11 protein-coding genes are annotated in these 14,639 nt (G+C 49.6%); 9 read left to right on the forward strand and 2 right to left on the reverse strand.

Annotation, left to right across the window (positions count from 1 at the left end):
- Window positions 1-136: 136 nt before the first annotated feature.
- The 5 genes from MRJ96_07515 (at window position 137) to sucD (ending at window position 6,921) form a co-directional block, all read left to right on the forward strand.
- On the forward strand, window positions 137-2,383 hold the full coding sequence (locus MRJ96_07515) for an aconitate hydratase (GenBank protein MDR4501280.1): 2,247 nt from the start codon (window positions 137-139) through the stop codon (window positions 2,381-2,383).
- A gap of 56 nt (window positions 2,384-2,439) precedes the next feature.
- The gene (locus MRJ96_07520) at window positions 2,440-3,156 is read left to right on the forward strand and encodes a 2Fe-2S iron-sulfur cluster-binding protein (protein ID MDR4501281.1); all 717 of its coding nucleotides are present in this window, start codon (window positions 2,440-2,442) and stop codon (window positions 3,154-3,156) included.
- A gap of 26 nt (window positions 3,157-3,182) precedes the next feature.
- Window positions 3,183-4,763, forward strand: a complete 1,581-nt coding sequence (locus tag MRJ96_07525; protein ID MDR4501282.1) for an FAD-binding protein — start codon at window positions 3,183-3,185, stop codon at window positions 4,761-4,763.
- 61 nt (window positions 4,764-4,824) lie between these two features.
- Window positions 4,825-6,009 (forward strand): ADP-forming succinate--CoA ligase subunit beta, encoded by a 1,185-nt coding sequence (gene sucC, locus MRJ96_07530; protein MDR4501283.1) that lies wholly within the window; start codon window positions 4,825-4,827, stop codon window positions 6,007-6,009.
- A 39-nt stretch (window positions 6,010-6,048) separates the two neighbouring features.
- Complete coding sequence (sucD, locus tag MRJ96_07535) at window positions 6,049-6,921, forward strand: succinate--CoA ligase subunit alpha (protein MDR4501284.1); 873 nt, start codon at window positions 6,049-6,051, stop codon at window positions 6,919-6,921.
- A 24-nt stretch (window positions 6,922-6,945) separates the two neighbouring features.
- On the opposite strand, the gene MRJ96_07540 is transcribed toward sucD, so the two are convergent.
- Complete coding sequence (locus tag MRJ96_07540) at window positions 6,946-8,319, reverse strand: hypothetical protein (GenBank protein MDR4501285.1); 1,374 nt, start codon at window positions 8,317-8,319, stop codon at window positions 6,946-6,948.
- Between the two features lie 343 nt (window positions 8,320-8,662).
- Here MRJ96_07540 and MRJ96_07545 point away from each other — a divergent pair, with 343 nt between their 5' ends.
- The 3 genes from MRJ96_07545 (at window position 8,663) to MRJ96_07555 (ending at window position 11,403) form a co-directional block, all read left to right on the forward strand.
- A complete protein-coding gene (locus MRJ96_07545) occupies window positions 8,663-9,010 on the forward strand; it encodes an STAS domain-containing protein (protein ID MDR4501286.1) in 348 nt (115 codons plus the stop codon).
- Window positions 9,011-9,241: 231 nt separating this feature from the next.
- Window positions 9,242-11,038: an aminopeptidase P family protein gene (locus tag MRJ96_07550; GenBank protein MDR4501287.1), complete on the forward strand. Its 1,797-nt coding sequence runs from the start codon at window positions 9,242-9,244 to the stop codon at window positions 11,036-11,038.
- 53 nt (window positions 11,039-11,091) lie between these two features.
- Entirely contained in the window at window positions 11,092-11,403 is a 312-nt protein-coding gene (locus MRJ96_07555) for a hypothetical protein (protein MDR4501288.1), read from the forward strand.
- Between the two features lie 95 nt (window positions 11,404-11,498).
- Here the strand turns inward: MRJ96_07555 and MRJ96_07560 are convergent, their stop codons facing one another.
- Window positions 11,499-11,690 (reverse strand): hypothetical protein, encoded by a 192-nt coding sequence (locus MRJ96_07560; GenBank protein MDR4501289.1) that lies wholly within the window; start codon window positions 11,688-11,690, stop codon window positions 11,499-11,501.
- 197 nt (window positions 11,691-11,887) lie between these two features.
- On the opposite strand from MRJ96_07560, the gene MRJ96_07565 reads away from it, so the two are divergent.
- On the forward strand, window positions 11,888-13,114 hold the full coding sequence (locus MRJ96_07565; protein ID MDR4501290.1) for a TraB/GumN family protein: 1,227 nt from the start codon (window positions 11,888-11,890) through the stop codon (window positions 13,112-13,114).
- Window positions 13,115-14,639 lie beyond the last annotated feature (1,525 nt).

The raw sequence follows: 14,639 nt of genomic DNA on the forward strand, positions 1-14,639 counted from the left end.
GAGGTAATTTCCCGCATGAGGATGAAATTCAGGATTGCTGCCTCTACGGGCGCCGAGTCGCAGAGTGAATGATAAGAGACCGTTTTCTTAACCTGCAGGTAAATTTGTAGACTGCATAAACGATGGAGAGGTTGCTATGTCGATAGAACTCGTCAAAAAATTGTATGCGTCGATGCCGGGCATCATCGCCAAAGCCCGTGAGAAATTTGGTCGTCCATTGACGTTGGCCGAGAAAATTCTTGTTTCGCATGCCGATAATTTTGATACGCAGGTCTGGGATCGTGGAAAGGCCATGTTGGCTCTTCGTCCTGATCGCGTGGCGATGCAGGATGCCACGGCCCAAATGGCCATGCTTCAATTCATTCAAGCCGGTAAAACGAAAGCCGCCGTGCCGAGTACCATTCATTGTGATCATTTGATCCGTGCTGAAATGGGGTCAGAAAAAGATCTTGTGGTGGCGAATGATGAAAATCGAGAGGTCTACAATTTTCTGGCTTCTGCCGCCAAAAAGTATGGAATCGGATTCTGGAAGCCTGGAGCGGGAATCATTCACCAAGTCGTGCTTGAAAATTATGCGTTCCCTGGAGGCCTGATCATTGGGACGGATTCTCATACGCCCAATGGTGGAGGGCTTGGCATGTTGGCGATCGGTGTGGGAGGAGCGGACGCGGGCGAAGTGATGGCTGGACTGCCTTGGGAAGTCCTGCATCCAAAACTCATCGGCGTGAAACTGACCGGAAAATTGAATGGGTGGACGTCGCCAAAAGATGTGATCCTTCATATTTGTGGAAAGTTGACGGTCAAAGGCGGAACGAACAAGATCGTGGAATACTTTGGGCCAGGTGCCGAGACGATTAGCGCGACCGGTAAAGGAACCATCACGAATATGGGTGCTGAGTTAGGGGCCACGACCTCTATCTTCCCGTTCGATCAAAAGATGGTCGATTATCTCAAGATAACTGAACGAGAAGATATCGCGAAGCTCGCAGAAGCGAATAGAGAGATGTTGGTCGCTGATCCTGAGGTCTATGCGTCTCCTGAAAAATATTTCGATGAGATCGTGGAAATTGACTTGTCCACGTTGGAACCGCATGTGGTGGGTCCGCATTCTCCGGACCTGGCTCGCCCAGTCTCCAAGTTGGCGGAAGAAGCCAAAGAGAAAGGGTATCCCGTCGAATTGAAAGCGACCCTGTTGGGCAGTTGTACCAATTCTTCCTATGAAGATATTGGCCGTGCTGCACATATCGCACAACAAGGGTTGAAGGCAGGATTAAAAGCCAAGACCGCCTTTTTGGTTTCTCCTGGCTCCGAGCGAATTTTTCATACGATGAAGCGCGATGGATTTATGAAGACGTTTGAAGATCTGGGCGCTACGGTGTTGGCCAACGCCTGTGGACCTTGTATCGGTCAATGGAAGAGAGCGGATGGGGTGAAAGGGAAAGCCGATTCCATCGTAAGTACCTTCAACCGGAATTTCCCGGGGCGTAATGATGGCATCGCTGAGACCCTGTCGTTTCTGGCAAGCCCCGAGTTGGTCGCCGCCTATGCGCTGACAGGTGATCTACGGTTTAATCCGCTCACCGACACGATCAAAACTGCTGATGGTCAAGACATCAAATTGGACCCTCCTCAAGGCGAAGAATTGCCGGCCCAAGGATTTGCCAAAGGTGAAGAGGGGTATGTGGAACCAGCTGAGAGCGGAGAAGGGTTGGAAGTGGATCTTCCTCCGACGAGCGAGCGTCTTCAATTGCTTCAGCCGTTTCCCAAGTGGGATGGGAATGATTTTGAGAAATTGCCACTGCTCATCAAGACAAAAGGTAAAACCACGACCGACCACATTTCTCCAGCTGGTAAGTGGCTAAAGTTCCGTGGACACTTGGACAAGATAAGCGACAACATGTTCCTCGGTGCCAATAATGCCTTTACGAGTGAAGCGGGAACCGGAAACAATGTGTTGACGGGTGAGTCTGGACTGTCGCTGGCGCAAATCGCGAGAGATTATAAAGGGAAAGGTATAGGATCGTTCGTGGTTGGCGATGAAAACTACGGCGAGGGCAGCAGCCGGGAACATGCCGCGATGTCACCTCGGTTTCTTGGAGTCAAAGCCGTGCTCACCAAGAGCTTCGCGCGAATCCATGAGACGAATCTGAAGAAGCAAGGAGTCCTGCCGATGACCTTTGCCAACCCAAGCGACTACGATCAAATTGAACAAGAAGATCGAATCAGTGTCACCGGGCTCGGTGATTTAGCTCCTGGAAAACCGATCTCTGTAATCATTCATAAAAAAGATGGAACGGACATCACGATTCAAGCGAATCACAGCATGACCGAGCCTCAGATCAAATGGTTCAGGGCGGGGTCTGCATTGAATGCTCTCAACTAAATTGCATAACCATGGCCCTTTACAATTAGGGCTCATATTGATCGGTACGTGTCACCATGACTGAGTCATTCGATAAAGAAAGTACTCTTGATCAAGAGGAAAGCCTCCAACCAAAGATGGTCACGGTTGAGATCGAGGGAAAGCCGTTTCAAGTGCCGGCGGGTATTACCTTGATGAAGGCCATCTGGTATAGCGGGCAAGACGTAGTTCGAGGCGCTGGCTGTCTGGGCGGGTTTTGTGGAGCCTGTGCGACCTATTATCGGACCAAAGATGATCCCAAGGTCAAGACATGCTTAGCTTGCTCGTTCGCGGTTGAAGACGGCATGTCGTTTTCGTTCATGCCCGCGTTTCCTGCCAGAAAAGCCACGTATGACTTGACGGAACTGAAAGATCCCAAACAGGACCTTTTTACTCTCTACCCTGAAGCTCCGCTTTGTCGAAACTGTAACGCCTGTACGGAAGCCTGTCCTCAATCGATTGATGTCCGGGAGGGCGTATGGAAAGCGGTGTTTGGGGACTTTAAAGCCGTCTCAGAAATGTTTATGGACTGCGTAATGTGTGGGATGTGCACACCTGTGTGCATCGCTGATATTGCGCCGAATCTGGTGGCTGTCTATGCGAGCCGGGCCCAGGGCGTTCACTTCACCGATAATCCGGAAGGGTTGGAGAAGCGAATTCAAGCCATTACAGAAGGTCGATATCAGGCTGACTGGGCGAGAGTGTTGAAAATGTCGGACGAAGAGCTGCAAAACGCCTCGGCGACGATTCCTTAGAAATATTTGAATTGACAGGTTTCAAAATGAACCTTACCGCCCTTCATGATGTCGTGCACAAGTCTCGTGACACTCGTCGCAAGCAAACCCTGCCAAAATTTTCTCCAGCCGAACGCGATACATTGATTAAAAAATACCACCCCGATCATCGGGAGCAAGCCTATCGTCCGATCAAGTTCGGTCCCAATTCAGGGGATCGAACCGTGCGAGAGCTTGCCGCTATTTTGGAAGGTGAAAGCCCAATCCCGTTGGATCTTCCGTTGACCCCAGATTACACGGTTGATGTTCTGGTTGTCGGGGGAGGAGGCGCGGGTTGCGCGGCGGCGTTGCATGCCCATGGTGAAGGCGCCAATGTTCTGTTAGCGACTAAACTTCGCCTTGTCGATTCCAATTCCGTTATGGCGCAGGGTGGGATGCAGATTGCTGTGGCGCCCAATGACTCACCCGTTCAACATTTCCTCGACACACTCAAGGGTGGTCATATGAAGAATGACCACAACCTTCTTAAGGTTATGGTTGAAGAGGGGCCTGCGGTCGCCAAGTGGTTGCTCCAATTGGGCGTGCTGTTCGATCGGGACGCTGATGGCAATTTACATGTCAAGAAAGGCGGAGGGAGTTCCAGGGAGCGCCTGTTAACCTGCTCTGACTACACGGGCCTGGAAATCATGCGGGTGCTCAAGGATGAGGTGCTGAATCAAAAAATTCCTCTTTTGGAATTTGCTGCGGCGCTGGAATTACTGAGCGATGAGCATGGCTCCTGTTCCGGGGCGATTTTGCAAGACTTGGATAATAAGCGAATGATCGTCGTCGCCGCGAAGACCGTCATTTTGGCGACCGGGGGCATTGGTCGTTTACATATCCAAGGCTTTCCTACCAGCAATCATTATGGAGCGACTGGAGATGGATTGGCCATGGCCTATCGAATGGGCGCTCCATTGGTTCAGATTGACACATTTCAATATCATCCTTCGGGAGGTGTCTACCCCGAACAACTCGTTGGAGCCTTAGTGACAGAAGGCATTCGATCGGAAGGCGGGCATCTCGTGAACGCGAAGGGCGAACGATTCGTCAATGAGCTTGATACCCGCGATGTTGTGTCGTCTTCGATCATTCGCGAATGTGAAGAAGGACGTGGCGTTCGGACGGCCTCGGGACGAGTCGGAGTCTGGCTCGATACTCCATTGCTCGATGTCGAGCATGGAGAAGGAACTCTTGATAAACATTTTCCTGCCATGGTGAAGCAGTATGAGCGATTTCACGTCGATATCCGTAAAGACCCCGTGCTGATTTATCCCACGCTCCACTATCAAAATGGCGGCGTGAAGATCGATGAAAATAGTGAAACCCCGATTAAAAATTTATTCGTGGCCGGCGAAGCCTCTGGAGGATTACACGGGCGCAACCGACTGATGGGGAACTCACTGTTAGATCTGATGGTGTTCGGTAAGCGATCGGGTCTGACGGCTTCTGCCAGAGCAGTATCAGTTTCTCATGGTTCTTTATCCTTGGGGCATCTTAAACAGTTTCGAGACGAAGCGGCTAAACATGGAGTGACCGATCAAATTACCTCTCCGATGGTCTTGCCAGCCTATACAAGAAAACCGTAACACCATCGTGAAAGACGATGAGGTGTGGAAAATTTTCTGCGATTGTAAAAAAGGGTAAAACATGAACATCCATGAATTTCAAGCGAAACAACTCTTTGCTCAATTTGGCGTGACCGTGCCAAAAGGGAAAGAAATAAAAAATGCCCGCGCAGCAGAAAAATGGGCGGCAACGTTAGACACACCAGTGTATGTCGTCAAGGCCCAGATTCATGCGGGGGGACGCGGAAAAGCCGGTGGCGTGAAGATCACCAAAAATAAAGATGAGGTGCCTGGTCTTGCGTCTGAGTTGATTGGCAAGACGCTGGTGACCCATCAGACCGGTCCAAAAGGCCGCAAAGTGAGACGGTTGTTAATCGAAGAAGGAGCGGGTATCGACAAGGAGCTCTACCTCAGTCTCTTGGTGGATCGTGAGACTGGGTGTCCGACGTTTATCGCCAGCACAGAAGGTGGGATGGAGATTGAAGAGGTTGCGGAAAAAACGCCGGAAAAAGTGCTGAAAGAACCAATCGATCCGGCAGTGGGTTTTCAAGCGCACAATGGACGAAACTTAGGGTTCGGACTTGGGTTACCCACATTAGAGCCGGCCGTGATTAAACCGTTCTTCCAAATGTTGGAGAATCTCTATCGCCTATTCATGGAGAAAAATGCTTCGCTCGTGGAAATCAACCCACTGGTTATCACCACGGATAAGCGGCTCATCGCGTTGGATGGGAAGGTGTCGTTCGATGATAATGCCCTGTACAAACATCCTGATGTGCAAAAATTGCGTGATCTTCATGAAGAAGAGCCCATGGAAATCGAAGCCGGTAAGCACAATCTGAATTATGTCAAGCTCGACGGCAATATTGGTTGTATGGTCAATGGCGCTGGACTCGCGATGGCGACGATGGATGTGATCAAGCTGGCCGGTTCGGAGCCTGCCAATTTTCTCGATGTCGGTGGTGGCGCGACGAAAGAAACAGTTGCCGCGGGATTTCGGATCCTCTTAAAAGATAAAAAAGTCAAAGGCATTTTTGTGAACATATTTGGCGGGATCGTGCGTTGTGAGCGAATCGCGAATGGTGTGATCGACGCGGCGAAGGAAGTCGGCATTAAGCTGCCGGTTGTCGTGCGGCTCCAAGGGACCAACGCTGAAGAAGGCAGGGCACTGCTGGCAGAATCCGGGTTGAAGGTCGAAGTGGCGACTGACTTATGGGAGGCGGCGCAGAAAATCGTGGCATTATGTGGCAAGGAAAAGAAATCATAAAACTTCTAGACTCTTGGCAATTAGGGAAAGGTTTGAGGAATGAGCATTCTGGTCGATAAGAACACAAGAGTGGTGGTGCAGGGAATCACGGGAAAGGAAGGATCATTCCACGCGACTCAATGCAAAGCGTATGGAACGAAGGTTGTGGCCGGTGTGACGCCCGGCAAGGCTGGCCAGGAAGTCGAAGGGATTCCAGTTTTTAATACGGTACGTGACGCCGTCAAGAACACGGATGCGACAACCTCTTTGATTTTCGTTCCACCGCCATTCGCGGCCGATGCCATTCTTGAAGCAATGGAAGCTGGAATCTGGCTAATCATTTGTATATCAGAAGGGATTCCTGTCAATGATATGGTGAAGGTCAAACGGGCGCTCGAAGGACATGCCACTCGTCTGATCGGACCGAATTGCCCAGGGATTATCACCGCCGATGAATGTAAGATTGGCATCATGCCGGGCTTTATCCATAAGAAAGGCAAAGTCGGAGTCATCTCAAGAAGTGGCACTTTAACCTATGAGGCAGTGAATCAGCTCACGAATCTCGGTCTCGGTGAAACCACGTGCGTAGGGATTGGCGGCGATCCGATCATCGGGACAGGCTATATCGATCTCCTGCATATGTTCGAAGAAGATGATGAAACTGAAGCAGTCGTGATGATTGGCGAAATCGGGGGAGATGCCGAAGATCAGGCTGCGGAATACATCAAGGGCAATGTGACCAAACCCGTAATCAGCTTTATTGCGGGAATCACGGCACCACCAGGTCGGCGCATGGGCCATGCCGGAGCGATTATCACTGGCGGTAAAGGCACAGCCGCAGAAAAAATGGCCAATCTCGAGGCGGCCGGCGTCCATGTGGTTCGAAACCCAGCAGAAATCGGCCAGGCGGTCAAGAGCGCTTTAGGCGCGTGATCTCCATCGTTTCGTTTCAATGATTTAGTGATCTGAAAAAAGCGAACGCCACCGTCCGTCAAATCCTCCATTTTCGGCCTTGTGCCAGCCTTCCGGTAACCATTGTCCGGCTTCTAATTCCGGCGAAGGCTTTTGCCGCGGACTCTGGATTCCATCATGTGCGAAATAGTCATGCTGGTTCCAAACCTCTCCGCGAGCCTCATAGGCGTCTCGCGTCCATTTCCCTTCGTTGCCCCAAAAATACGTTCCCCAAAACCAGTGTTTACTCGGGTATCCGGTTCGTTCTCCAGCATGACCTCCATCTAGGGCACGTGGATGAAAGGCTTGAAGTCCAGCAGGGACGTCGATGGGGTTGGCCGTAATCGACGACTTGATGGAATCAGCCAATTCAACTTGAATCGTGGTTCCAGTCCAGTTGATATTGAAGTTCTGACCGTTTGCGTGAATCCAATGCGTGGGGAAGATATCCGCAAGGTCTTGGAGCTCATAGGTGATTCGTATGGTTTTGTTCGTTTTCACGACGTCATCGTCATCTTTCCCTGATGCGAGTTGCGCGGCGTTGTGAAAGGTGATGCTCTTCGCGTTCCAGAAATAAACGGCGTCCTTGGCATCTTGATCGACGAACACATAGTGAAATTCTTTATCATCGTATCCGCTGATATCAACCTTAGCCTTTCCATTCAAAAAGTCGTTCAACCCATCTTCGACGAAACGTAATTCGCTTTTCCGCGGCCCAGTTCCGCCTCGCCAGATGGCTTGCCAGATGAGGAGGTGCTTCCCACCGATCGCATGGGGTGTTTCCATGTTATCCAGGTAATGAAGGTCGGAATGTCCGCCCTGGCGGCCGGTATGTTTCGAATGGGCGGTGAGAACATAATATCGGATGTCTTCCCCATGCCCAGGGCCAAAATTCGTCACATTATTGATTCGTACTTCCATGCGTTCCCAATCGTGAACGTCTTCATTCCGGCAGATGATGCGTTCGATTTTTTGACAGCCTTGCATCGCATGATACACGTGATAGAGCAGGATAAGATTTTTCTGCCCATTTTGCATGAACTCAATAATCGCTGAGTACAGCGTGGGGCGAATAGTCCAGTTTTCGTTCGCTTCACCGGCTATAAATCGGCGCTTTTCTTTCGTCCAATTTTTTCGGTTATTGCTGAAATTGTCGTCACGGTCGAAATTGAAATTCGTGATCCAATCATGCCCAAGAGTTTTGCCTTTAGGCTGGTTTTCATCAACGCGCTTGAGGATGATGGGTGAATAGTAGTGAAGAAAGGCTCGCCGCTGATCGTCGGTCAATGCCCAGTGATCATTCGAATTGGCCCATACGAGTCCCGTGAAGATGGAAGAGAAACATCCCACTAGCCCGATTAGACTCACGAAGTCTTTCATCTTGCTCCTCTCCGTTATGGCATTGATTGATGGATGAATGGGGTGAATTCCATGAAATGATGGCTTCCAATGGTACTGTCTTGAATGTGTTTGTCAATCCTAGGAAAATCCCAGAATATATTGGCTAGATCAAATGTCTGTTGTTGCCGATCAAGCAAGTTTTTTCAGTTTGTGTGGGGTTACTCTTACTGTCAGTCGTTTCCTGTTCGATAATTCATGTAGGTGATTGTTCGGGGCGAGAATTCTTAAAAAACATTCATATGATGCAATTGAATGATTAATTACGTAAGTATTCATGGAAATTGCCGATGAATAACAGTGTAAAGGTTTCATTATGCAAGTCATGGAGCGATTGCAAGACGACGTGTTGATCCTGGTGATTTCAGGGAAGGTCAACTTCTATTCGCGCAAAGTATTTCAGGCGGTGATTAGAAATGCGAGCGCGACCAGCGCTCAGCATATCATTATCAACATGAAAGATGTGACGAGTATGGATAGCGCAGCCTTGGGTTTTCTTGCGTTGGCCCATCTGAGTCTTGTCGGAAAAAACATTGGCCTGAGTCTGGTCGCTCCTCCCAAGCCCATTAAGGATATGTTGGAGCAGATGAATTTCACCAAGTTCATTCCGACGTACGAGACCGAAAAGCAAGTGTTGTGTGAGCGAGCCTTCGTTTTAGGCAATCAATCGTAAGTACTCCTCTGATTCTCCTTCCCCCCCACACTGCCTTTGAAGGCTGCCTTGATCGCATGTTGCTTAGATATGGACAACGTGTATAGGCAGTCTACTGTATATCGATTGTTGCAGGACAATAGCAGAACCCCGTGACACAGGAAAATGCCATTTCTTGTACATGTTTTGTTACAATGGGTGGCATGATACAGCGAGCGCGTTGCGAAAAGTCTTGTGGAGCATGTCGACGAGATGACAGATAGAGCCGACCAGGGTACGCGCGTTGCCGCGCTGCGGACAGAGCTACGGCGACAGAATGTTGATGGGTTGATTATTCCTCATGCGGATGAATATCAAAACGAATATACGCCTGATTCGGCAGAGCGATTACGGTGGGTCACCGGATTTTCCGGGTCGGCCGGGACAGCCGTCGTTCTCGAAGATCGCGGAGCGATTTTTGTGGATGGCCGCTACGTGTTGCAGGTCAAGGAAGAAGTCAATCCAGACTGTTTTATCGCCTACCATAGCGCTGATACATCGTTGCTTGAATGGTTAACGTCCGCACTTGGTCCTGGGGTACGTCTGGGGTATGATCCATGGTTGCACACTCCCTATGAAGTCGAAAAACTTCAAACCGTGTGTCAGAAAACTCAGGCCGTTCTCATCGCCTGCGAGCCCAATCCTATTGATCGTGTCTGGATCGACCGACCGGACATACCTTGTACACCTATGGTTGTCCATCCTCTTCAGTTTTCAGGGAAGGATTCTGCAGAAAAGCGGTCCGAACTCGCGCAAAAACTCAAAGACGATGCTATCGAAGCTGTCGTCGTCACGGCTCCAGATTCATTGGCCTGGCTGTTGAATGTTCGGGGGCGGGACGTTTCCTACAGTCCGTTGTCGCTCTGTATGGCCATTGTCGGTGCCGATGGATCCGTTCAACTCTTCATAGATGCCAAAAAACTCACTGCTGACGTTCGAGATCATTTGGGTCATGGGGTCTCCATTCTTTCTCCGGAAGATTTCGGTGATGAACTGAAACAATTGGGGAGTCGACGGGTCACCGTGCAGTGTGACCCTGAAAAATCGGCGTTCTGGATCATCGATCGATTGTCACGGCATGGGGCGACGGTAGTCTATGGCGACGATCCCTGCACCCTTCCGAAAGCTCGTAAGAATTCCAATGAAATTCGAGGAATGAAGGAGGCTCACCTTCGAGATGGGGTTGCGTTGTGCCGTTTTTTGTCCTGGTTGGATCGAGAGGGGCCAAGCGGACGGGTCACGGAATTAGAGGCTGCCGAATATTTGGAACATGGCCGCCGGCAGAATGATCTTTGGCAAGAACCAAGCTTTCCGACTATTTCTGGCGCCGGACCTCATGGCGCGATCGTTCATTATCGATCGACGCCTGAAACGAATGCTCGTCTTGAACGTGGCATGCTGTATTTGGTGGATTCTGGCGCGCAGTATTTGGACGGGACGACTGATGTGACCCGCACCGTAGCGATCGGGAAGCCTACGTCCGAACAGCGAGATCGATATACTCGAGTGTTGAAGGGGCATGTGGGGTTGGCCATGGCTCGTTTCCCCAAGGGGACAACCGGTGGGCAATTGGATGCTCTGGCCCGAAAATCCCTTTGGGATGTCGGATTGGATTATGATCACGGGACGGGACATGGCGTAGGGAGTTATCTTGGCGTCCATGAAGGACCGCAGCGTATCGCGAAGAAGGGTGGGGCAGTCGCCCTGCAACCTGGTATGATCGTCTCGAACGAGCCAGGATATTATAAAGCCGGGGAGTATGGTATTCGAATCGAAAACCTGGTGCTGGTCGTCGTTTGCGCAGATGTTCCTGACGCTGAACGGGAACTGTTGTCGTTTGAAACATTGACTCTTGCGCCGTTCGACCGTGAACTTATTGAACGATCATTGTTACTCGAAGAAGAAGTCGCGTGGGTCGATGCCTATCATGCTCGTGTGTTTCACACCATAGGTTCGTCCGTTGACGGCAAGACGAGTGAATGGTTGCAGTACGTGACTCGTCCCTTGTAAAACCTGAAGATCGGTATGATCGGCGGAAGAACCGTAAAGAAAGAGATGACCAGATGAAGAATGAAGAATCTGATAACGCTATTGCTGAGGAGATCAAAACCCTTTTGAAAAACTCCTCTGATGTAGAAACGGTGATCGTCAAAGGTCACTTGCTTCGACTTCATATCACACAATCGTTGTATAACCGGTTTGCGAATGACCGTGAGCGGGGAAGAAAGATTGTGTTGATGCTGATGCAATCGATGAAGAGGCTGACGGGATCTTCCGACGTCACGGTTTGGATTTATACTGACCAGGAAAAGGTCATCGAAGGACGGGTGAAAGAATGGGGAGGTGACAATGTACAGTATTTCTACGATTTATGAAGAGCGTGTTCGGTTGGGCACGTTATGATGGCATCGGATAGTCATCTCCTATTCGTGACGTGTTGTTGTCTGTGGTAATCACATGAACGTCGTGCTTATCGAGTTTCAAACCATTCAGGTAGGGGCCCCAGTCCTGGTGGGAAACCGGGCTCCCAGCTCGCCAAGCGTTTCCCTCCAAGTCCTAGAGCGCAATGCCAATACCCATCCTTAGTTTTTGCCACTTGCCAACGGGTGCCGTCTCCGCTAAACCAAACCCACACACGCAACGCCTGCGTTCGCTTACTCATACAGACTACCCCGAGCAATTCGTTGAGATTATTAGGCGTTCTACTCAAGGTTCAGGAAAAGAATTACCTGAACGAGACCGTCTTCGTGACCTCATATGGCCCATTAGGGCAGGTAGTCTACCATGAATTCCCCGACATTTGCTCTTATTTAATTCTTCACTTGACAAGTTGCTGTTCAATTATGCCAAGGTGTGAACATGGATGAGCCGATACACAAATCTGTTCCAGAATCGACTGAATCTGAAGTCCTGCGTGGAGACTATTCAGATGATGTTCAGGTTGTCTGTTTGCCGGAAAAATCGATTATTCTCATCGGTACGGCGCATGTTTCTCAAGAGTCTGCGGAACTAGTTCGTCAGGTCATTGACCAAGAACAGCCTGATTGCGTGTGCGTCGAATTAGATGCGAGACGTTTTGAGGTACTCTCAAAGCCCAAACGCTGGGAATCCTTGGATCTCAAAGAGATCATTCGAAATAAACAGCTCAGTACGTTGATGGTCAACCTCGTTTTAGCGTCATACCAAAAACGTCTTGGGGACCAATTAGGGGTGATGCCTGGCACAGAAATGCTTGAGGCGACCAAGACGGCGGAAAAATATCAAATTCCAGTCGCCTTGTGCGATCGTGATGTTCGGATCACCATGCGACGTGCGTGGAGGACAACACCATTTTGGCGAAAGAGCATGCTGGTATCATCACTTCTGTTGAGCATATTCGATACCACTCAAGTCTCGGAAGAAGAAATTCGAGACCTGAAAAAACAAGATGTTCTCTCTGAAATGATGGATGAACTCGGAAAAGAAGTTCCCACGCTAAAATCCGTGTTGATTGATGAGCGTGATCGTTATCTAGCCCAAAAGATCCGCGATGTGAAGGGCGAAAAAGTCGTTGCGGTCGTGGGGGCAGGGCACATGCCTGGCATTCAACGCACGTTAAAGGAACGACAGCCTGTAAACTTGGAAGAGCTTGATGTCATTCCCCCAGTTTCCGCTGCCTGGAAATGGGTTGGGTGGAGCATTCCCGCGATTATTATCGGATCTATTGCTTACATCGGGTTTCAACAGGGCGCATTGGCTGCAGGGGAGAATGCCTTGTTCTGGATTCTGGCAAACGGAATTCCGAGTGCATTGGGGGCCATTCTTGCTCTTGCACATCCGTTGACGATCCTGACGGCGTTTGTGTCTGCCCCGTTCACAAGTCTTACACCTGTTATTGGCGTCGGATATGTAACGGCCTTCGTTCAAGCTTACGTGCAACCTCCACTCGTGCGAGAGTTTCAAAGCGTGGCCGAGGATATCACGATTCCAAGGCGTTGGTGGCATAGCCGCCTTTTGCGAGTATTTTTAGCTTTTTTGCTTCCGACGTTGGGTAGTATTATCGGAACCTACGTGGGCGGGGCCAAAATTGTGTCGAATCTGTTTTAATCTCTCTTGTTATCTAACAAGTTCTCACCTGTCAGGGTTTCCCTCCATCACTTCTACAAAATTTGCTTAACTTAATACTTAACTGAAAGTCGGAACACATTCCAGTGAAAAGGAATTTCAAGTGTATGGCTTTGTATTATGTATTCTAGGCAGTGTCGTCATAAGATAGATCCCCACAGCCAAATACACCGGATTTGCACGATGGCCTAAAAGAACGAGGCTCTCTTTGCATGTCGGGTGGCAATCCCCCGCCAACCTTTAAGATGCAAGAACGTATTTTCGATCAAGTGCCGCATCTGAGACCAATGGTGATCGTATGCCTGTAGAGGCCTCTGGTTTTTCTTGGGCGGAATGACCGGTGTGATTCCTCCGCGTCGGCCTCGAAGCCGGTCATGAGTTGTGCAGCTTGTGTGCAATCCGTCATGGGACCTGCTGTAACAAGAACTCGGAGCGGCAAACCATGCGCAACGCCGTGCCTCCTTGTTCTGCGAATCATAGCCGAGGCGCCTTCTCGTGATGACATTATCTAGCAATTACGCGGAATCCCATGACCCAAGTGTTCACGGATTTCTAGGCTCCATTTTTGATTATGAGATGCTCATGTTCAACTGGGACAAGCGATAATCGCTAGCCAAATATAAGCAGTGATAACAGTGGTACCAGCAATGTGCAATGAACCTCTTTTGGCTTACACCCGTGGCCTCTTTCTAATATTCAAGCTCCGCTTGCCACGTCTCCTGTTCATCCTGGTAGCGAACGTAGTGCTGGATGATGGTTTCGTCGATCCCTATGGTGGAGGCAAAAATTCTCGAGCACAAATCTCTCCGCCAGCCCAATATGTTTTTTCTAACACATGAGGAACTTTTCTTTTAGCCTCCGGCTTGTCCTTGCATGTGTGGAACTCTCGTTGAAATTGGAGAAAAGACGATCCTTCTCTGATGTATCGAAATAGATAATATATGTATCTGATTAGATACATGTCATTGGGTCAATAATTTGTTTTTCATCATCCATCATTAGTGTTGTGAGTCTCAAGATCAAATTATGAATAGATTTATGATTTTCTATTTTTGAGGAAAATAGAAGATTGTCAGGCATATATTCTGCAAAAGAAATGGTACACAATTGCACCAGGAAAATATGCAGAGTGTTGATTTGAATGCATTGGTACGCTGTGTAGGTTTTATTTTTAACATTCCGAAAGGTTTGAACTACAATAAATAAATGTGGAAAAAATGATGAAGGCGGCGTACCCTTTTGGTGACGCATCTCCAACACCCTGCTTGCAGGAATAGGCGGAGAAAGGATACGCCAATGCCAGAAAGACACAACGGAACAGAAGAGTCAAAGGAGGGGCCGTACGGTTGTCTCGAGGTCCTATGCTGGACAGGAGACTCAACGCTGGCTGTAAGATCTGCTGGAGGAAAAGGTCGCAGACTTCTTAGGGCGCGAGCAGAGTGAGCGCAAGGTTGTGAGAGCCGAACAGTCTGGCTATCGCAATGGCTATGGGCAGCCCCGACTGGCC

Source organism: Nitrospirales bacterium (assembly GCA_031315865.1).
Classification (GTDB): domain Bacteria; phylum Nitrospirota; class Nitrospiria; order Nitrospirales; family UBA8639; genus JAGQKC01.

Excerpts from the sequence above, each read along its gene's own strand:
- MRJ96_07515 (MDR4501280.1), top strand. The coding sequence starts at position 137 with ATGTCGATAGAACTCGTCAAAAAATTGTATGCGTCGATGCCGGGCATC.
- MRJ96_07550 (MDR4501287.1), top strand. The coding sequence starts at position 9,242 with ATGACAGATAGAGCCGACCAGGGTACGCGCGTTGCCGCGCTGCGGACA.
- MRJ96_07520 (MDR4501281.1), top strand. The coding sequence starts at position 2,440 with ATGACTGAGTCATTCGATAAAGAAAGTACTCTTGATCAAGAGGAAAGC.
- MRJ96_07545 (MDR4501286.1), top strand. The coding sequence starts at position 8,663 with ATGGAGCGATTGCAAGACGACGTGTTGATCCTGGTGATTTCAGGGAAG.
- sucD (MDR4501284.1), top strand. The coding sequence starts at position 6,049 with ATGAGCATTCTGGTCGATAAGAACACAAGAGTGGTGGTGCAGGGAATC.
- MRJ96_07565 (MDR4501290.1), top strand. The coding sequence starts at position 11,888 with ATGGATGAGCCGATACACAAATCTGTTCCAGAATCGACTGAATCTGAA.
- MRJ96_07540 (MDR4501285.1), bottom strand. The coding sequence starts at position 8,319 with ATGAAAGACTTCGTGAGTCTAATCGGGCTAGTGGGATGTTTCTCTTCC.
- MRJ96_07560 (MDR4501289.1), bottom strand. The coding sequence starts at position 11,690 with ATGAGTAAGCGAACGCAGGCGTTGCGTGTGTGGGTTTGGTTTAGCGGA.
- MRJ96_07555 (MDR4501288.1), top strand. The coding sequence starts at position 11,092 with ATGAAGAATGAAGAATCTGATAACGCTATTGCTGAGGAGATCAAAACC.
- MRJ96_07525 (MDR4501282.1), top strand. The coding sequence starts at position 3,183 with ATGAACCTTACCGCCCTTCATGATGTCGTGCACAAGTCTCGTGACACT.
- sucC (MDR4501283.1), top strand. The coding sequence starts at position 4,825 with ATGAACATCCATGAATTTCAAGCGAAACAACTCTTTGCTCAATTTGGC.